This window comes from Marinobacter alexandrii (genome assembly GCA_039984955.1).
Lineage (GTDB): Bacteria > Bacteroidota > Bacteroidia > Cytophagales > Cyclobacteriaceae > Ekhidna.
This window is the reverse complement of the sequence record JBDWTN010000007.1, coordinates 1,472,367-1,492,029: the sequence shown is the minus strand read 5'-3', so window position 1 is coordinate 1,492,029 and position 19,663 is coordinate 1,472,367. Positions and strand designations below refer to the sequence as shown.

Sequence of the window (19,663 nt, the reverse complement as noted above, 5' to 3'; positions counted from 1 at the left end):
GACTCAAACTTTATTTACCTTTCCAGTAAAATTCAGAAAATGAAGTTCACCAATCTCTTTTTTTTAACCCTACTGATTTGGATTTTCTATTCGTGTTCCTCAAGCAATTCAAACACTTCAAATGGAGAAACTCCAGTTACTGAGAAAACGGAGACTCCTAAAGAATTTTCTTTCAAAGGCAAAGATGAATTTAAACTGAAGGAGCAGCTCTTTTTTCACTTAAGAGAAGAGGCTGTTGATGTGGATGAAAATACCTTTGTGAAATATGAAAATCTGACCATGGACGGTACCGAGTTTGAATATTCGGCCGTGCTAATCGAAAGGGATTTATTGGAGAGGATGGAGATCACTATGAATCATAGTAATTCATTAATCAAACTTGCTAATTACACTGTCAATACAGCTAATGACCATTTAGGAGATACATTAAAAATAACTGGTCAGTTGGAAATTGTAGATCTCTTGACATCTCAGGTAGAAGGGAAGGTAACGGACGTGAAAATAGCTATCAAATCAAATTTTTATCGGTCATTTCTAGCACCTAGTTATTACGGTGAATTTGATAGAGATATTTCCAATTCAAGGTTAGAACAAAATTTAATAGTCAATTTGGTAGAGCCAGTGATTTACAATAGATCAAATCTTTATTTAAAGGCAAGAATTGCAGAGTTAACAAAGGAGGATCTAGCTGCAATGGATGGTAATGAATTGGCTTATTTTAGAAACGAAATTTTTGCTAGGCATGGACATATGTTTAAGACTGATCGAATGAAAGAGCATTTTTATTTCAAAGAATGGTATACTCCTTACTTTGATGATGCAACTAATTTTCTTAATGAAATAGAGAAGAAGAATGCCCAATTCATTAAGTCAATGGAGTCTTAGTTTCTTTATTCTATTTTTTGGGTGCAACAATTCTGGTAGAACTGCTCAAGTATCTACTCCTACCCTTAATGTGGAGGTAGACACAATCTCTACTTTTTCTGAAGTAAAGAAAGAACTTACGAAAAGCTACAGTTCAAAGCATTATGGCCTGGATACTTATTTGATAGACCAGCCAAAAATGATTGTAGTTCACCATACAGTAATACCTACACTCGAAGAGACTATTGAACTGTTTAAGCAGAACCACTTAGCTAAGAATAGAACGGATATAGCTAACTACAGCAGTCTAAATGTGGGTATACATTATGTTATTGACAGGGATGGATCTATCTATAATTTACTTCCTGATTCAGTTATGGCCAGACATATAATAGGCTTTAATCATGTAAGTATTGGAATTGAGAATGTAGCAAGATCGAGTGATGAGTTGACTGTAAAACAACTGACATCAAACGCATTGCTTATTCAATATTTAACTGCTAAATACTCTTCAATAGAATACTTAATTGGACATGATGAGTACACTCAACAAGAGTTACCACATTTCAAGTTATTTCTTGAATTAGATAGCACATACTATCCACACGACAAACCTGATCCAGGCCCAGTTTTCATGAAGAGTTTAAGAGAAAAATTAAAATCAGAATATGCCTTGGTCTTCAAAAAATAGGTTTGGGCTATTGACGGCTATTGGATTTGGACTATTGTCATTTGGGTTGAGAATGATAGTGCTAAATAAAAGTCCATATCCAAATGGATGGGACGGTTATTATTATGTCATGCAATCTCATTCATGGTTAACATATGGATATCTGCAATCGCTTGACTATTCTATAATTTACCCGTATTTCACATTTCTTTCCTGGCTTATTGGTGATTATATACTTGCCTTCAAATTTGGCTCTGCTCTATTGGGTGCAGCGTTGGTAAGTGCATCCTGCATCATTGTCAGAAAGCATTCAAATAATTGGCTGTTGGTTCTCATCATCGGTTGTTACCTCCTTTTTAGCCCCACCCTGACTTTTTTCATCATTCAATTTCCAAAGAATGCGTTAGGGTTGATTTTCTTCACATTTTTCCTTTCGTCACTAATAAGTCATTCTTGGAAAGCTATTCTAATCACATTTCTATTTTGCATTTTCTCACATCGAATGATTGGAGGTTTTTGTATCATACTACTTGTTATTTATAGTCTGAAATACATAAAATTGAAGTGGATTATTCTAGGATTTATTGTTCTGGTGATCGCTTCGCTACTTCCAGGTATTATTCATATCAGTGATTTAATGCGCTTTGAAAATCAGTTTTCCTTCATTCCACAATTTGCCCCCTTTTCATTTTACAGAATAATGGAAAAGGACATATCTCTATGGTGGACATTGGATCTAATTATTTTCACTAGTCTGGTGATCGTCTCCATTTTCTACTACGCAAGAAACAAAGAATATCAGTCTGATGATCTAATGAGCCGCATCGGTTGGCCGGCACTTTTGATACTTTGCTTACTTCCTTTTTTTGTAATGGATAATGGAAGCATGGGCTATAGATTTTTTTTAGTCGCTCCAGTATTATGGAGTACTTATTTTCTTATGAAAACAAAATGGAAATCAAAGCTGGTATATCCAGCATTCATTCTTTTATTATGCTTCAGCTTCTTTAGTCACAGCTCATACGATTCCAGTAAATATGACCCACCTAATAAGCTTTACTCAATTGTAGTAAAAAGACTCAGTGAGAATTATAACTCGCAATCCTACTCATTAGTAATTGTTCAAAAATCCTTAGCAGAAATGATTATTTATGAAACGTCATTTGATGCATTAAACTGGAACCCTCCAAATGGTGAGGACTATGACAAAACACTAAGGATTGTATCGAACCTAGAGTTTTTTCATTTTACAAAGTACTTGGAACAAGGAGAAATTGACATGCTCCAAAAACTATCTCAACAGTATTATGCTATGCCGGAGAATATATGGAGATCTTATTTGGAAAGAGTTTACAATGCTAAAGATGTGACTATACTGGAATTACTAAAAAGAGGAGGCAACCCACTTTACGATAGACCTGAATATCTTACCAAAGGAAAGAAGCTTTGAAAGAACTAATTGTAATCTTATATACTACGCTCTACCGTAAAGGAGGCGCTCAATTCCAAAGAGTTGCAGAGACAATGGCCAAAGAGTTAGCATCGTCAGAAAATGAGGTTATCTGTAAGGCAATTGAGTCCAAGCAAGAAATAAGGGAAGTGTTTCGAAAGATTACTGAGGAAGGCAATGAAATTGACCAGTTCCATTTTATTGGGCATTCTGGTATGTATGGGCCGATGTATGGAACAGTACAATATCCAGAACAATTCAGTCCATTTGAAATTGAAAAACTTGAAATCCCCTTTTCGAAAGACGCGGAAGCAATATTTCATTGCTGTAGGTCAGCAAGGTGGTTCGCTCCATATTTTGCAAGAGTGCAGAAAGTAAAGACAGCCGGATATCATTGGTATACTACATTCTCCGAAAGAAAAGACAAATACAAAATTCCGTTGAGATCTAAGGGAAATCTTTATTGCTTCGGATGTCCAGGGAAAAAATCGCATGGATGGATGGCAAGTATGAAAAAGATGCTCGACCAAATGAAGCCAGAAGCACTTAAAAGCTTTGAGCCAAGTTTGGAGAAAATAGATGATACTTATAACTCCGTCGCTGCATTGTATGCTGAAACATTTAAAGACATAAAAGTTAGAAAGGATGAATTTAACTGGATACTTAAGCACTTGCCAGATAAGGCCATCTCTGTCCTTGATGTTGGTTGTGGAAATGGGGCACTACTGAATGAATTATCGGATAGTATTTCTTCAGGCCTTGGAGTGGATGTGTCGGATCAGTTGCTTGAATTTGCAAGAGACCTAAACAAAGGGAATGATCAAATAAAATTTCAAAAAATCGACGGTCCGACCCTTCCATTTCAGGATCATTCATTTGATTTAGTTATTTCATTGCTGTCCTACCGTTACCTCGATTGGGACCCAATAATGATTGAGATCGAACGTGTGTTGAAGAAAGATGGGAAGTTGCTAATCGTGGATATGGTGACAGCTCCAGTCAAGGTGAAAGAGTGGCCATCACTGTTAAAAGGTAAGTTTTTGCACTACATGAACAGATTTACACAACCTGAATTTCACAAAAATTTAAACAGGTTAGTTACAGATCCCGGATGGTCGCAGATGTTAAAATACAATCCCATCAGATCTCAGCATGAAATGAAATGGTACCTCGAAAGTAGATTCCCAGGAAGGAAAGTAGAGGTAATCAATATTGGAATGCACTCCAGAATATTAGCATTTGATTCCAAGGATATGAATGATATCAAAAATATCGAACTGACTTACCCATGAATTATCCAATTGCTATAATGGACTATGGGATTGGAGGAATTGGCTTGTTGTCTATGATAAAGAGAGATTATCCCGATATTCCAATAATTTATTTTTCTGATTCAGGGGAGGTCCCTTATGGTAAATTAAAATTCAATGTCCTTAAAGCAAGAGTTGATAAAGTAGTTAATTTTCTATTTGAGAATGGTGCCCAACATGTTGTTGCTGCATGCCACTCAGCAAGCTCTGTGGTTGCATCCAATCGAAACTTAACCAGCATTCGAGAACTAACCATTGATTCTATTGAGAATAGTCCTAATAAAACCATTGCAATTATTGGTGGAGGGAGAACAATAAAAGCCCGCTTTTATCAAAAGCATTTGAAGGAGGTAAGCAAGAATGTGAGACAAAGAATTGCTCAGCAGCTTTCGATTTTTGTAGAACAAGGAGAGGTACACAGCAATGATGTTGATCGTACGATTAGAAAGATTCTAAAACCCATAAAAGATTACGATCGTCTTCTTCTCGCTTGCACTCATTATCCTGCATTAAGGGCAAATCTTACGCAGGTCATGAAAGCAGATTGTGAAATAATTGATCCTATTGAATCCGTCTATGATTCGATTAAACATATCCTTTTGAAAGCCGATAACAATGGCAATGTTAAGGATAAGTACTTCACATCCGGTGATACTGAGCTAATGAAAGAGGCAGCTTATAATGCTTTTAGCTATACAATTAAAAAAGCTAAGAAGATAGAGCTTTAAAGCCCTCTTTAACTTTCTTCCAGCGTCCTGTAAAGAATTTTTCTTGCATTGTTTTTTCTCAGTTCACTTTGGATGTCTCCAATAATTCCCATGTCAACATCTTCATGAGCACGTAGAAGAACAATCATCTGATCACTATATGCTTCTCCTAAGCTTGTTTTTTGTTCTTGCACCCAATTACTAAGTGCGTTCAGTTCAAGAAATTTTCCGTCTGCTGATATTTTTGGAGCTGATCCCAACTTTTGATTTTTCGGAAAACCCACATGGAGTTCACGGATTAGAAACTTCTTTTCCACTTTCGTGATTGCTTCCGCCTTGGGAATGGTAACCTTTAGTTTTTCATCTTCAGTCTTGATTGTTGCCGATACCATAAAGAAGAAGAGTAATAGGAATACTATATCAGGCATGGAGGCCGTGGATATTTCGGTTTCAGCCTTTGTTCTTTTCTTAAGTCTCATATTAATTGATTTTATCAGGTTCTGCAATTGAAATATTCATAGGAAGGCCTTCACGAGCTATCAGATAAAGCTCATTTTGTGATGGATTCTTCTTGTCAAGTGCTCTAAATTCTTTCGATGAAAGTCCAACTCGATCACCATACATGGTGTAGTAAGCTTCCTTCACTTCATCCAATACATCTATGAAATTTGCGTAAGATGTACCACGCTGAGTTTTTATTGAAATGATGGCTTTATCTGGTGACACAGACAGTGAAGGATTCGAGTTTGGATTTAATACAAAATCCATGATTTCTTCTTTTAGGTTATGTAGATCATCAACAACCTTCTCTTCAATGAGAAATTGATTTTTTGAGTTAATTCTAATCTTGAAAAGATTTCTTTCGTTGATTGGTGTTTCTGTAGGAGGGACATCCGGCGGTAGTTGCAACATGAGGCCTTTGTCTTGCATAAGTGTTGTTGCTACAAGAAAGAATATCAGCAATAGAAATGCGATATCTGCCATCGATCCTGCAGACACTTTGGGTTCTGATTTAGGCTTCTTTAATCTGATCATTTTTTCTTATACAATCCGCGATATGGTAATAGTCACATGTGACTTGGCAGAATTTTTGGATTGTTATAGAAAATGCATTGAATGCCAGATCATAATGCTGATATCGAGCAAGAGCGAATCTGGATTGAAAAATCCAAGAAGGATACCTCTGCATTTAAGCCTCTGTATGAAAAATACTACGATTCACTTTTTAGGTTTTTTGTTCGTCGGACTGATGATGAAGCACTTAGTGCAGATTTGTGTTCCACGACATTCTTCAAGTCCCTTGACAACCTGAATAAATATGAATGGCAAGGAAAGCCGTTCGGGGCATGGCTGTTTAGAATAGCTCAGAATGAGTTGAGGAAGCATTACAGAGATGCAAAACCGATTTTTGTTATTGAAGAAGACAAGCTGAATTGTTGGGAAGAAATCAATCAGTTGCCAAAACCTGACTACCTGCAATCGCTTATTGATCTTCTGGACGATCTTCCAGAAGATGATTTGAGGTTGTTGGAGTTGAAATTCTTTGAGATGTGTAGCTTCGAAGAGATTAGTGCTTTGATGGGTATTGGGGTAAGTGCTACCAAGATGCGGTTATACCGTTTATTAGATAAGCTGAAGAAACGTTTGATAAAGGAAGATGACAAAGCGAGACTTTAGAGCGAGAAGAAACTTATTCAGGAGTCAAATGAGGGAGCAAAGAGATTTTGATTCCTTCAGGGATTCCTATGATCGAAGGAGGAGGTATCAAAAGATGTCACGTACAAAGCTGATGGTCCTTATCCTATTAGGCTTAACCTTAATCATTTACTACCTATTTACAGCATGAAAGATATTACCCTTGCCAAATTCTATAACCTGTTACAATCCCATCTTTTACTGTAAAATTCAATGAACCAGTATCAATTCCACTTCTGGCCATTCCCAGATAGTATGATAGCTCGGAGGAGGATTCACGAGATGGCTTACCAAGTAGCTTGATAACCTCTGAAACTGACCTACCTACTAATTCATGCTTATCTAATAAACTATGTCTCATATCCCATCTTAGGGACATTGTGGATTCCGTTTCTTTCCAGTTCTTCCATTTCTCCGAGTCAAATTCTATTCGATTTTTGTAATTCTCAATGTCTCCATCAAATACTATTAGAGAGGTATAGCCGAAGTACAAGGCAATTACAGCCACAATGAAAACTACTATCCCTTTGAGCCACTTCACTCGACCTTCTCTTTAATATGATTCAAGACTCTATAATGTATCTTGTGAAGTATATGGTCAGACCATAGCGTCCAATAAAATCCAGGCCAAATATCATGCGTGTACCATGTTGTTCCTTCAAGAAGTACAGTTCCGTTGGATTCTTGAATTAATTTGAATTGACCTTCAATAGATCGAAAATAACCATCAAGATGTGGGACATGTAGCTTCTCATGAAATGACCACTCTGTCATTGGAGGTGGTTGTTGGGCAACATCAAACCTTAGGAGTTCAGGCTCATTCCATATGGTTATTGGCTCTTTAAAATAGCCGGTGGTAAAATGGCATTCACGTATTGCACCTACACCAGTACCAATGATTTCAGCATGAGTAGGATAGGCTATTCCTGTTTTGAAAAGGAATTCCTTGGGAGAATCTATTTCGGAAAAAGCAACCAATTCATTCCAAATAGATTGTTTGTCGGCTTCTATGATTACTGTAGTCGAAACGGAATGGACAGGAGGGGAACTTTCGATTTCTGCTTCAATCAATCCAGCGATTAAAACAAAAATGATCGGAAAGCTGTAAGTCGCTGCTTTATGGTGATCCTGAATTGCGTATGCAATTATTGCTCCTATCCATGCAACAACAAACAAGATTGGGAATCCCATGGCTAAGCAAATAATGCCTTCAAAAGCAAGGATGAATGTAGTACCACAAAACACCATAACAACTGTCAAGCTTAGCATCGAAGCTTCCTTGAATGATATCGGATTTCGTCTTCCGTATAAGTAGACTGATAAATACCCCATGAGAAATGGTAAACCAACAAAAAGACTCCATCCATAATTACCCATCTGTTCCACAAAAAGAAAGGCAAGTATGAAAGTAATGATAACTGCCACGCCAACCGATATAAGTGCACTTCCAAGTTTATTGTCTGGCAACATGCGCTTCAGGTAGTTTTCTTTAGATTCTCCTTTTTGTTTTTTCTCAGGAAGCGAAGCGAGAACTATGAAAAGTATGAAGTTGAGATAGGGAATAAAGAAGAGCAAAACTAAAGCTGGAGACAAGTTTGCATTACGAATTCTTTTGAGGCAGAGGACTGTACCAGACCATAAGAATGGCAATGAGGATATTAATAAAGCGAGATAAAAATTAAATGCTGTTGTTCCAGTTTCGAGGTTGGATAACTCATCTACTCGCAAGTAATAGTCAATGATATACCAATTTCGATCAAAGCTTAGCGCGATTAATCGATCTAAATTGTACTTAATAGCAAATAGAATAATACCCCAAGTGAGGTAATGCTTTCTTTTTATTTCACCCTTCCAGGAAAGTAGTTGTGATATCTTCATTTCGATCTTAGGACTGCAATTGCTACAATTACCATTGGGGCAAATATGATTATGATGTTCCTGATTGCAAGGTAAGAATCGTTAAACCCAAAAAGGTTGATGGAGAGAATTGGGATAAATACAATCAGTAGGAAGCCGAAAATAATTACCACAATTGCTGAAATCTTCGAGAGTTTATTATTTGAATGGTCACTTGATCCATACTTTCTCCCTGTCCATCCAATTACTGTTGCCGAAACAAAAAATATTTCTGTAAAGACTGATGCAGTACTTATTTCCTTAGAGAATAGCATTACGACAGAAGTAAGTACGAGAGCAGATCCAAGAATAAGAGTGAACCATGAACATATTCTAACAAGATTCTTCATTAGTATTTGCTTTGAGCTACCTGAAGTGCTTTGATGATTCTTGTTTTTATAGGATCGTCTGCACTTGTACTGTCAATTTCTGCGATCAAGTCATTAGGAATATATTTATCATTGATTGGTGTTTCTATTTCCTTGATGATAAAATCAATATCATAATTATCATCCTTGCTAAGGAGTTCAATCAAGTCAGATGAATTTGTACTCAATACTTCAAAAAGGAGCCCATTGCTCCATTGTGAATACTCTACATTATTTCTACATTCTATTGAGAATGTACTTAGCAAAAGGTTGATGTGAGACTTATTCAAGTTAGAGAGATTCTCATTCACTTGGAGAAGTGCATCACTGCTACATTTTATTGAGTCGATTTCCTCTTTATCAAGAAAATTTGACAGAACCACTTTTTCCTTAGCTAACTGATACTTTGTGCCGTCAAAAATGACTGGCAAATACCAAATAAAATCTGTCTCTGGTTTACCTAAACGTACTAACAAAACAGGATATCGGTTTAATTGGATTGGGATCGGGATAATGTCCCAAATGGTATAATCATCATCTAACTCAAATAGTACTTCGTGTTGGTCCCCAATTGTTTCAATTAGGTATGATTTATGATTATCTATATAATCACCACATGAGTATGCACTGAGGGTTTTCCCATAGGAGTGCAGGTTGACATGAGTTACATCATAAGCTCGAAGGTTTCCCGGATTAACCTTCTCTTTAATTGCTTGATTGAGCGTCTTATCTTCAAAATACTCTGATTTGAATCCTTCTATAAAGTCAGAAGTTCCACTAATTCCATATAACTCCCATTCTTTTAATCCTGGAGTATCGAACACAGCCACAAAACCCCCAGTGATATTTGCATCTAAGTACTCTACTCTTTTGAGACGAGCCATTGATTTGAATTCGTGTGAATAATTGAAAATCGATATTGAGTCTAAGAGTGAAAGATCAAGAAAGGCCTTGGCCTTATTCATAGGAAGCCTTCGTCGTCTTGTTTCCATATCATCGAATACAACAGAGTCAAGGTGTGATTTGACCATGGTCATTGAATCATAAGAATAGCCTTCATTAAAATTCAAAAAAACGTAAGCCTCGGAAGTTGGGACAAAGTTGTAAACTGGTACAATGAGAATCTGACTGGAGTCAGTTTGTGGAACATTATCCTCAGGAATCACAACAGGCTTTAGATTCACTTGAATTCGAGTTTGAGGTATAGTGTCAATTTCCAAAGGCTGAACTGAGGATAAAGTGTCCGATGTATTTTGATCCGAACTTGCTTCTTGGGTTTGTGTGCTACATCCAAGAATAAAGTTGACAAGTACTATCAAACAGTATTGCTTCATTGTAGTGAGGTTAGTGATGGTGTAAGATAGATAAGGAGGGTTGATTATGAAATGTTTACCCCTTTGTTGACCCCCTAAAATGAAAAAACCCCTCATACAGTCCGTATGAAGGGTAATATGCAGAGGCGGAGGGATTCGAACCCCCGGTACCTCGCGGTACAACGGTTTTCAAGACCGCCGCATTCGACCACTCTGCCACGCCTCTGGGTCTCTGCAAAATCTTGTGAGTAGTTTCCTACTCATTTAAATTTTTCTCAAGGCGGGTCCGCCACATTCGTCGCGTCCGGCTAGGGCACTCTGCCACGCCTCTAAAATATCTTCGAGTAGCTTGCTACTCATTCTGAGGAAAAAAGATTTTAGATCAATCAGCCTCGTATAATTTACTCACTAATAGTGACGAAAATCGGATCGCAAAAGTAGTAGTTTTCATCAAACAGACAAACTTAGTCCTTGAAAAAAGGAGAAATTGATTCTTCCATTCGCAAAGGCATTTTCACAGGCCTGCCAGTCTCCATATTCATGAATGCTAAAACAGTTTCTCCAGTATTGATGAGCTTTCCTTCCTCATTTCTTATTTCGTACAGAAATTTCATTCGGGCACGGGGCATTTCGGGGATGATCAGCTTGACCATAAGCAAGTCATCATACCGTGCAGGTCCATGATATTTGACATTCATTGATAATACAGGCATACCAACACCCCCGATCTCCATCTCTTTATATGGAAACCCTAAAGCCCTAAAGCCTTCTACACGAGCGATCTCATAATATTTTGGGTAGTTACCGTAATAAGCGAACCCCATTTTATCTGTATCAGCGTATCGTACTCTTATTTCTGTCTCGTGGGTGTACATTATCGATAAATTCGTTCCATATTCAATGCTCGTTGAAATTTACGTGCATTCTTATTATGCTCCGTCAGTGTTTTGGCAAAAGCGTGGTACCCTGAAAAATCAGCTTTGGCACAGAAATAAAGATAATTATGATCCTCATAATTCAAAACTGCATTCAATGCTGGTATGCTAGGTAGGTTTATAGGGCCAGGAGGTAGTCCTCTATTTTTATAAGTGTTGTATGGAGAGTCAAACTCTTTGTCTTTATTCAAAATTCTACGGATGCTGAAGTCACCAATAGCAAAAACGAGCGTAGGATCAGCTTGTAACGGAATCCTTCTTTGTAATCTATTAATGTAAACACCAGCAATGGTTGGAGCTTCATCCATTTTGTTTGTCTCTCCAAGCACAATAGATGCAAGTGTAGAAACTTGTGCAGGAGTCATATTAAGGTTTTTTGCTTTTTGCAATCGTTCCTCGTTCCAGAAGCGATCATACTCAGCTTTCATGCGATCTAGTAATCCTTTGGGTGTTGATGTCCAGTATACCTCATAGGTATTGGGGATAAACATGCTGATGAAAGTTTCTTTATTGAATCCATAGTACTGAGCAGTGGTGTCATGGAGCAGAATAGTAGCTAGATCTGCAGAATCTATAGCCAAGCCGTAGGTCAGAATTTTTGGAAGCTGGTTTAGTAATCTTGCATTAGAAAAAGTCAATTTGATTGGTGTCTGCGATCCAGATCTTAATAAGTTAATTAACTCAAGGTTAGTCATATCCCCTTTAATCAAATACATTCCTGCCTTCACTTGAGTGTCAAGATCCTTAAGTTTGGCAAGGAAACTGAAGGAAACTAACTCATTAACAATGCGTTCTTCAGCTAACTTATTCTGTAATTGCTTAAACGTAGTTCCTTTGGGGATTGCAAAATAGCGATCGTCTTCCTCTATCAATACATTGGGAGTATACAGGATCTGATAAGTATAAAAAGCAAACGATGATAACATCATTGTGAATACTACCAGAAAAATGGCAATGAAATTCTTCTTACGCATAGATGTAAAAGTAATATGAGGTTATGAACTACAACAGCTTTTTAGGAAATGCTACAGCTCCAAATCGACAGTGATGAGAAACAGAAATTAGCGATTTTGAAGGAAGTAGAATAGGAAGATTGAGATCGTCAGATCCCACCGTGTAATGACGTCCTTTTTCTTTAAAATAGTCAATGATCATATCTCTAATTCCGTTGCTCCAATCTTCACCTTGCCGATCAAATACGTTAAATGCTATTTCTTCAATATCTCCACACAAAGAAATCACATAATCGGTCTCTATGAGTGTCTTTCCCTTTAATTCATTTGATACAAAAGTAATTTGGTCACCTTCTTTTCGTATCTCAACAGGGATCTTAGAAGGGGCAAAGTTAATGGGCTCTCTTCTGCATTTGAATATGGCTTCTTTAGCAGACCATAGAATCCAAAATAAATGAGGATGCTCTATTAAAACATCTTCAGGACTTTTTATCAATTCGAGCGTGCGATCAGTACGATTGCTAAGTAATGGATCTTTAAGGTCAACAATGTCAATTCCTAGCATTAGTTAGTTCTGAGTAGTGGTGTAATAGGAGTAAAAGCAATGAATGCTTTATCGTTTTGAATAGAAATTTTTAGGCTACTTATTTTACCAAATATCACTCAAATCATGCGATTCAGTATAAACAAGGCCTACTTTACCATCTTGTTTTTCTTCTCTAACAAATTCTACCAATTCATCATTTATAAAGATGTCATATACGATCATCCATCCAGGACTCATGGTATCATAGGGAGGCTTTCCGTTATATAATTCTACTTTCAAGTCCGTTTGTCCAGCATTAACATATTTTGTTAAATCTATATTCCTCACGTATTCACCGTATACTGTTCCTGTATCAAAAATGGTGGAGTCATTAACGTAAACTATTACTCGGTTGTCCACATGCCTCAATACTAATTTGTATTGATCTCCTTCAATTTTTTCACTAGACTCTTCAGAAGGTTGACTAGCTTCATTCGATTCAGAGGTTTCTTTGGCTTTATCCTCTTCTTTATTTTTTTGAGGACCTGAGCAGGCGATTGCAATCAGCGCTAGCGTTGCTAGCTGTAATAAACGTGTCATGTTAATTTTTTTAGAATTCTTTTAACGATAAAACCATGCCAAAGGTACTTAAGTTGAAATGAAAGTACAGTTTGAGTAGTACATAAACCACAGACTGGAATAGTCTTATTTGCAAGATTTGAGTTTGAGCTCGTTGTATGTTCGAAATAAGTTTCAATTTTGTAAATCAACCCTTACATTAATACTCTAAGATGATTGAAGTGAAGTCGATGCTAAATAATACAACTTGGTGTATACGATATATTCTTTTCATAATGGTCTTATTAGTTATGAGAGTGGCTAGTACAGCGCAAGTACTTGATCCCAATGACATGCTTCTGGATTATTATAAGCTATTGGAGCTAAAAAATCCGCAGATGCAGGGAAGGATTAATATTCATCCATCAATTGTGAACAGCTATCAAAAAGATAGTTTGACATGGAATCCGTGGGGTGAATACTTGATAAGCCTGGACGATAAGAAAAAAACACTTGAACTATTACCTGTAAGGGCCAAAATATCTTTTAATTCGAACTATTCACGAAGCTATAATGATGGAGCGGTGTGGCAAGGGAGAGGACTTACAACGCAAGCACAAGCTGGATTTACAGGGAGATATGGACGAATCAAATACACCTTTGCTCCTGTCGTTTATTGGAGTCAAAATCGAGCGTTTGAGCTGGCTGAAAACACGAATCCAGACATAAACCAATACAATTATCAATTCAATGAAAGAGGCTTTATTGATTATGTGCAACGATTTGGTTTGGATAATTTTTTTAATTTTCATTTGGGTCAATCTGAAATCAGGACAGTATTCAATTGGTTTACAGTTGGTCTTTCGACACAAAATATCGTATTTGGGCCTGCGCAACGTAATTCCATTCTTTTAGGAAATTCAGGAGGTATGATGCCTCACCTAGACTTAGGGACCGATCGTCCTGTAAATACTCTTCTTGGGCAATTAGAAGGTAAAATATATTGGGGTCGTATGACAGAATCAGGTTACAACAATGAATTGTCTACCAATCCCAATCAGTATTTTACAGCTTTATCACTTGGTTACAGCCCCAAGTGGATCAAAGGTCTCCATTTTGGTGTTAATCGAGTGTTCTACAAACGCTGGCAAGATTTTGTTTTTTCGGATTATATAACAGCTATTGCAAGATTTGACCCTCCTGAGGATAGAGTCTTTGGCAATGATGACTTAGATCAGACAGGATCTTTTACCATGCGTTGGACATATCCTGAAGTTGGGTTTGAGGCATATTTGGAATTCGCCAAAAGTGATTTTGGTGGTAATATTTTCAGGTTTGAACCCGAGCATGGGAGAGCCTTTACAGTCGGGTTTATCAAATTGCTTGAATTTGATCAAATTGATGTGAAACTGAACTATGAACATACGACCATAGGTCAACCAAAAAATTCAATCTTTAGAAGGTATAATCGCTACTATAGTCATTCAGTAGTTAGAAATGGGTTTACCCATCAGGGGCAATTGTTAGGGGCAGGAATTGGACCAGGATCTAATAATAGTTGGTTTGATGCTAAAATCTATTTTAATCGAAGTATGATCGGAGGGACCATGCAACGTATTCGCTTCGATGATGATTATTTTTTTGCGAATTTCGCCAGAAAAGAAAATCACGATTTTCAGTGGTCTTGGGGACTACAATATGAACGGTTGATGAACTCGGGAAGATTGGGACTGGAAATTAATTATACAGATAGACAAAGTATCTACTTTATCGAAGGAAGAAATCAAGGAAACGTATATGCCGCTCTATCTTTCGTTAAAGTGTTATAAACCTCTTTCAGATGTCTAAACAATTGTTTCCAGCTTTGTAAAAGATTGTTGAGGCATATCTTCTAAAACCGCTTGGCTTTATTCCTGTGAAGGTGAGCTTTCTATACCCTTTCTCTTCATAGAAATCGAAAGCACCCTGATATTTTGTCCTTTGGCTATCATCCAGAATGAGCACACCATTTGGGCTTAACTGATCAAAAGAATTCGTCGCACATTTCACTCGTTCTCTACCATCAATTAAGATGATGTCATATTTCTCTTTAGCATTATTAATGGCCTTTTCATATCCATTTTCAAGTTCAACGAGTTCTATGTCTACATTTTCTTTACCCTGAAGACTGCTCTGAATATCATTGAACCATGTTGTATCATGCTCAATTGACTTAACAGACTTTACGCGCTTCGAGAAATATAAAGTGGAAAAACCAAGCCCATACTCACAAAGTGTCAAGTCTTTGTTTAGCTTTTCTTCAAAAAAATCTAATATGGCATAATTCATCCACGGCAATGGATTTCCATTTTTATCAAATGGTCTATCTGTTTTAATCGACCTCAAAAAACCATAATGCTTGAAGTAAGAATCTGGATCGAAAGCTAGTCTATAATACAGCTGCAATACTTTAAAGAATTTCTTCATGTGTGAGTGATTATGATATTTTGTGTCAGGTAAGTTAAAATGAACTTATAAAAACAACTATTCATATGATAAAAGCTTACCATCTCTAAGTTTCAGTAAATGGTCTGATAGGTGGAAATATCGATCGTCATGTGTGATTACGATTAAAGTTTTCCCTTTTTTCTTTAATAAAGGAATAATCTTACTGTAGAAGATATCTTTAAAATGAGGATCTTGATTTGCAGCCCATTCATCAAACAAATAGATTTCCTTGTCCTCTAATATCGCGCTAATCAAAGACAGTCTTTTCTTCTGACCTGCAGAAAGATTTTTCGTGTTAAAACCACGATCTGCAATTTTTACTTTCTTACTTAGCTCCAGCAAATCAATTAATTCTTGCCCTTTATTAGCTAAAAGCTCATGATCAATATGATCTAGTTCTTGGAATACGTAAGAATCGGTAAATACAGCAGAAAACTTACTTCTGTAAAACGAAAGATTTTTCACATTTACAGGAACTCCTCGATATTCAATAGTCCCTGCTTTATTTTTATAAAGTCCAAGCATTATTTTGGCAAGAGTTGTTTTACCACTACCATTTCCACCAACGATGAATATAGACTCTCCTTTCTTAATACCTAGATCAATTGGGCCAAGCTTGAAGTGCTCGTCTTCATCAGCATGATAATAGGTATGTTCTATTTGTTTTAATTCAACAAGCGGGTCACTTGATTTCCATTCCTCATTGACAATGTCTTCATCATATTCAAAGGATGGTTCTAATGTAATCCCAACTTGTTCGATATGCTTAAATGATACTTCGATGTTTTTCAGATTCCGCAAAAAAGCTGTTGCTGAAGAAAGTGGAGCAAGCGTAAACAAGACAAGGGTGAGATACTTTCCAAAAAACTCAAGTGTCACAAAACCTGTTTGAAATATGATCACTACCAATGCCCCCATGCCTAGCAACAATATTAAATCTGTAGAGCGATTATAGATTGAAGCCACTATACTTTCTTTCAAATAATAGCGCATTTGCCTTTTACTGGTAGGAACTATATGGTCTTCAATAAATGATTTTGAAAAGCGCTTGTTTAATGCCAATTCTTTGATGCCAAATATTAATCCTTCAAAATGAGCAAATAAGTTATTGAGGTGACTCCTGGCTCCATATGCATACTTCCTAATAAGAGGTAAAACAACCTTCGTTATTACAATGACAAGCGCGAAAAGAACTATTGTAGATAAAGAAAGGATAGGCGAATACCATACCATATAGCTCAAAATTCCAATAACAGTTGCTAGTCCGGTTGTAACGGTGGGCAGTGTTCTTATTTGAGTGGCTACTCGATCAATATCAGTTGTCAATATAGGTATGAGGTTAGACTGATTTCGTTCGATCTCTTCGTATGGAGCTTGGATAATTTTTTTAGATAAATCGATTCGAAGCTCATGGATAATCCGTTCCATAAGTTTTGATACAGCATAAGATGCCAAAATCGAAAAAGCGCCATATAGTAGCCAAAACCCTCCAAACTCTAAAAGAAAAGAGTTTAAGTTGAACTCATCATCTTCAATGGCTTGATGAATACTCCCTATTACTAACGTAGATGTAGCACCAGAAAGCACACTTGAAACCGCTGCTAGAATAAATAGCGATAAGGATGATTTAATAAGAATACGAATAACTACCATTATGAATACTTGGAGCCGCGAAGCTACTTAATTGCTCTTAAAGATGTCTGATTAGTCTGATTCGAATCTCGAAACCCCTAAAAGGCATATCAATTTTATTAAGCATGATAATTCTGTTTCTTTGTGAAAAATCAAAACATTCTTGACAAAGCGAGTTCTTTTAATTTCCCCTTATTTCCCACCTCATAATACTATAGGAACCAAACGAGCAATCAATTTTGTACAAGGCATACATGGTATGGATAATTGGGAGGTAATAGTCCTGGCTAGCAAGCCTTTCAATGATAAGAATGATTTTCGATTGACTGAGCAAATACCTAGCGATGTAGCAGTCAATTATGGTTTTGTAGGGATTTTTCGTCCAATCATTCAATTTTTGGCAAAGGGATTGAAAAAAAGCAAATCAAAACCAGTAATCACTAAAGTTGCTGGGCCTAAGAAGAAGAAGAGTAAAAGCAAACCAAGCAAATCGTTAACACCATTCGATCAGTACTTGTGGGATACTGGCTCGGCTGTACGAAATGGAAAAAAACTCATCAAAAAGTTCAAGCCAGATGTAATTTGGGTTAATGCAGACCCATGGTCGGGGTTTTTAGTAGCGGATAAATTAAGTAGAAAGTTTGGAATACCTTGGGTGGCAGACTTGAGGGATCCTTGGACCATTTTTGAAAAGAAAATGGAGCTTAGACCCAAGCTAACAGCTAATGCCATCCGACGATATGAGCGTAAGTTTTTTGAGTCAGCATCAAAAGTGGTGTTGAATACTGAAACTTCCTGTTTAGCATACAAAGAAGTCTACTCGGGGAGTTTAAATAAAAAATTCACATTCATTAGAAATGCTTTCAATGAGAAACTTCTTAAAGAAGGATTAGTCACTTCCCCAAATGAAGTATTTACTTTTGGGTACTATGGAGGGTTTCGAAAATTTGTCCCATCTAACTATTTATTAAAGGGATTTGCCGCATTTGTTGAAAACATCAAACTGGACCCAACTCAAGTGAAATTAGAGGTAAAGGGGAATGTTTATTCAGATTTTTGGAATCAAGTGAAGGAATTTGAATTAGAGGATTATGTAAGTGTTGAGAAAGAAATCAATTTAGATGACACAATAGCATTGCTTAGATCATGGGACGTACTCCTGTTAAGTGCAGTATATGATTTTCGTTGGATGATTTCAGCTAAATTCTATGATTATCTTTTTGCCAGAAAACCTATTCTTGCAGTATCTGATAATGATGAACTAAATGAGTTAATAAGTATTACCCAATCTGGATCTTGGGCAAAGACCGATCAGTCAGAGGAAATTGAACAACTATTTGCGACTTACTATAAGGCTGGAAAAACTGGTTTAGTTGATAATGAAGCGCTGATTGAACCGTATGGACTAAATAGTCAGGCAAAGCAATTTCTACAAGTATTAAATGATGTTATTTCATAAATAGCTTAAGCTGATTGAAAGCGCATTGTATAACTTTGAACACAATAAAACATTCATCGATGGCTAAAAAGCATTTCTTAACCTTCGCGACAAATTTCAAAAATGAGAATCCGTATTTGAAAGAGTGGATTGATTATCATTTGAAAGTAGGGGTAGATCATTTCTATCTCTATGATCAAGATGGAAGCGATGAATCGAAGAAGCTATTAAAGCCTTATGAAGAACGAGGTGTTGTCACTCGTCATCCATGGACTCACCTGGATGGAACAAAATATGATGGAGCTACAAAGTGGTGGCAAAGAAATAAAAACCATATGGGTTTTGCACATGCAGCTAAAACCTACCGCAAAGAGTTTCAGTGGCTAATGAAAATTGATGTAGATGAATTTCTTTATCCACTTGATGATAAGATGAGTCTGTTAGATTGGTTAAAGACAGTCGATATAAAAAAGATTAAAGGGGTGAAGGTTCCGCGGATAAATTTCGGAAATAATGGGCATGACAATACTCCTACTGATCCAATACTAAAAGCTTACACCAAGCGAGAAAAGGATTACTCAGATCATAAAGATCTAGGCAATGGTGACTTTCTATCAAGCAACCGATTTGCCTACAGTGCCCATTGGTGGCACTACAAATGGTATAAAGGTGGAGGAATGCTACAGAATAATGATGAAATTGGATGGAGAATTAATCATTATTATACCAAATCATTAGAAGAATACATGGGGAGACAAAATGTATCTGGAGGTCGACCTGTAGGACGTGCTGGTTTCGATGAAAAGAATCATGGATGCAATGAGTTGGTTGATGAAGGCATGATTAAGTTCTTAGATTAGT

General features: G+C 36.8%; 21 protein-coding genes and 1 tRNA gene. 9 read left to right on the top strand and 13 right to left on the bottom strand.

Annotated elements, in window-relative coordinates:
• The first annotated feature begins 39 nt into the window (after positions 1 to 39).
• From ABJQ32_12930 to ABJQ32_12910, 5 genes are read left to right on the top strand one after another with little or no spacing between them, the layout of a single operon-like run.
• The gene (locus tag ABJQ32_12930) at positions 40 to 885 is read left to right on the top strand and encodes a YARHG domain-containing protein (protein MEP5290549.1); all 846 of its coding nucleotides are present in this window, start codon (positions 40 to 42) and stop codon (positions 883 to 885) included.
• A complete protein-coding gene (locus ABJQ32_12925) occupies positions 854 to 1,555 on the top strand; it encodes a peptidoglycan recognition family protein (GenBank protein MEP5290548.1) in 702 nt (233 codons plus the stop codon). Before ABJQ32_12930 ends, ABJQ32_12925 begins: the two co-directional genes overlap by 32 nt.
• Positions 1,533 to 2,984, top strand: a complete 1,452-nt coding sequence (locus ABJQ32_12920; protein MEP5290547.1) for an EpsG family protein — start codon at positions 1,533 to 1,535, stop codon at positions 2,982 to 2,984. The genes ABJQ32_12925 and ABJQ32_12920 overlap by 23 nt, the downstream gene beginning before the upstream one ends.
• Positions 2,981 to 4,276 (top strand): class I SAM-dependent methyltransferase, encoded by a 1,296-nt coding sequence (locus ABJQ32_12915; GenBank protein ID MEP5290546.1) that lies wholly within the window; start codon positions 2,981 to 2,983, stop codon positions 4,274 to 4,276. Before ABJQ32_12920 ends, ABJQ32_12915 begins: the two co-directional genes overlap by 4 nt.
• Complete coding sequence (locus ABJQ32_12910) at positions 4,273 to 5,022, top strand: aspartate/glutamate racemase family protein (protein ID MEP5290545.1); 750 nt, start codon at positions 4,273 to 4,275, stop codon at positions 5,020 to 5,022. The genes ABJQ32_12915 and ABJQ32_12910 overlap by 4 nt, the downstream gene beginning before the upstream one ends.
• 8 nt (positions 5,023 to 5,030) lie before the next feature.
• Here the strand turns inward: ABJQ32_12910 and ABJQ32_12905 are convergent, their stop codons facing one another.
• Both ABJQ32_12905 and ABJQ32_12900 read right to left on the bottom strand, forming a co-directional pair.
• Positions 5,031 to 5,480, bottom strand: a complete 450-nt coding sequence (locus tag ABJQ32_12905; protein MEP5290544.1) for a biopolymer transporter ExbD — start codon at positions 5,478 to 5,480, stop codon at positions 5,031 to 5,033.
• A gap of 1 nt (position 5,481) precedes the next feature.
• Positions 5,482 to 6,036: a biopolymer transporter ExbD gene (locus tag ABJQ32_12900; protein ID MEP5290543.1), complete on the bottom strand. Its 555-nt coding sequence runs from the start codon at positions 6,034 to 6,036 to the stop codon at positions 5,482 to 5,484.
• Positions 6,037 to 6,117: 81 nt separating this feature from the next.
• Here ABJQ32_12900 and ABJQ32_12895 point away from each other — a divergent pair, with 81 nt between their 5' ends.
• Positions 6,118 to 6,678, top strand: coding sequence for a sigma-70 family RNA polymerase sigma factor (locus ABJQ32_12895; protein ID MEP5290542.1), 561 nt, complete (start codon positions 6,118 to 6,120; stop codon positions 6,676 to 6,678).
• A gap of 175 nt (positions 6,679 to 6,853) precedes the next feature.
• On the opposite strand, the gene ABJQ32_12890 is transcribed toward ABJQ32_12895, so the two are convergent.
• From ABJQ32_12890 to ABJQ32_12850, 9 genes are all read right to left on the bottom strand, one after another.
• Complete coding sequence (locus tag ABJQ32_12890) at positions 6,854 to 7,237, bottom strand: hypothetical protein (protein ID MEP5290541.1); 384 nt, start codon at positions 7,235 to 7,237, stop codon at positions 6,854 to 6,856.
• Positions 7,234 to 8,574 (bottom strand): DUF805 domain-containing protein, encoded by a 1,341-nt coding sequence (locus ABJQ32_12885; protein MEP5290540.1) that lies wholly within the window; start codon positions 8,572 to 8,574, stop codon positions 7,234 to 7,236. The genes ABJQ32_12890 and ABJQ32_12885 overlap by 4 nt, the downstream gene beginning before the upstream one ends.
• A complete protein-coding gene (locus ABJQ32_12880; protein MEP5290539.1) occupies positions 8,571 to 8,942 on the bottom strand; it encodes a hypothetical protein in 372 nt (123 codons plus the stop codon). Before ABJQ32_12880 ends, ABJQ32_12885 begins: the two co-directional genes overlap by 4 nt.
• Complete coding sequence (locus tag ABJQ32_12875) at positions 8,942 to 10,294, bottom strand: hypothetical protein (GenBank protein MEP5290538.1); 1,353 nt, start codon at positions 10,292 to 10,294, stop codon at positions 8,942 to 8,944. Before ABJQ32_12875 ends, ABJQ32_12880 begins: the two co-directional genes overlap by 1 nt.
• 120 nt (positions 10,295 to 10,414) lie before the next feature.
• Positions 10,415 to 10,499 (bottom strand) — tRNA-Ser (locus ABJQ32_12870).
• A gap of 238 nt (positions 10,500 to 10,737) precedes the next feature.
• Entirely contained in the window at positions 10,738 to 11,148 is a 411-nt protein-coding gene (locus ABJQ32_12865) for a thioesterase family protein (protein MEP5290537.1), read from the bottom strand.
• On the bottom strand, positions 11,148 to 12,182 hold the full coding sequence (gene mltG / locus ABJQ32_12860) for an endolytic transglycosylase MltG (protein ID MEP5290536.1): 1,035 nt from the start codon (positions 12,180 to 12,182) through the stop codon (positions 11,148 to 11,150). The genes ABJQ32_12865 and mltG overlap by 1 nt, the downstream gene beginning before the upstream one ends.
• A 28-nt stretch (positions 12,183 to 12,210) precedes the next feature.
• Complete coding sequence (locus ABJQ32_12855; protein MEP5290535.1) at positions 12,211 to 12,726, bottom strand: 4'-phosphopantetheinyl transferase superfamily protein; 516 nt, start codon at positions 12,724 to 12,726, stop codon at positions 12,211 to 12,213.
• An 84-nt stretch (positions 12,727 to 12,810) separates the two neighbouring features.
• Complete coding sequence (locus ABJQ32_12850; GenBank protein ID MEP5290534.1) at positions 12,811 to 13,287, bottom strand: hypothetical protein; 477 nt, start codon at positions 13,285 to 13,287, stop codon at positions 12,811 to 12,813.
• Positions 13,288 to 13,562: 275 nt separating this feature from the next.
• Here ABJQ32_12850 and ABJQ32_12845 point away from each other — a divergent pair, with 275 nt between their 5' ends.
• The gene (locus tag ABJQ32_12845) at positions 13,563 to 15,074 is read left to right on the top strand and encodes a hypothetical protein (protein ID MEP5290533.1); all 1,512 of its coding nucleotides are present in this window, start codon (positions 13,563 to 13,565) and stop codon (positions 15,072 to 15,074) included.
• Positions 15,075 to 15,081: 7 nt separating this feature from the next.
• Here the strand turns inward: ABJQ32_12845 and ABJQ32_12840 are convergent, their stop codons facing one another.
• Entirely contained in the window at positions 15,082 to 15,711 is a 630-nt protein-coding gene (locus ABJQ32_12840) for a hypothetical protein (GenBank protein ID MEP5290532.1), read from the bottom strand.
• Between the two features lie 57 nt (positions 15,712 to 15,768).
• Complete coding sequence (locus ABJQ32_12835; GenBank protein ID MEP5290531.1) at positions 15,769 to 17,385, bottom strand: cyclic peptide export ABC transporter; 1,617 nt, start codon at positions 17,383 to 17,385, stop codon at positions 15,769 to 15,771.
• Between the two features lie 142 nt (positions 17,386 to 17,527).
• Between ABJQ32_12835 and ABJQ32_12830 the strand changes: the two genes are divergently transcribed.
• Both ABJQ32_12830 and ABJQ32_12825 read left to right on the top strand, forming a co-directional pair.
• Positions 17,528 to 18,823, top strand: a complete 1,296-nt coding sequence (locus ABJQ32_12830) for a hypothetical protein (protein ID MEP5290530.1) — start codon at positions 17,528 to 17,530, stop codon at positions 18,821 to 18,823.
• A gap of 59 nt (positions 18,824 to 18,882) precedes the next feature.
• Positions 18,883 to 19,662: a glycosyltransferase family 92 protein gene (locus ABJQ32_12825; GenBank protein MEP5290529.1), complete on the top strand. Its 780-nt coding sequence runs from the start codon at positions 18,883 to 18,885 to the stop codon at positions 19,660 to 19,662.
• Position 19,663: the final 1 nt, after the last annotated feature.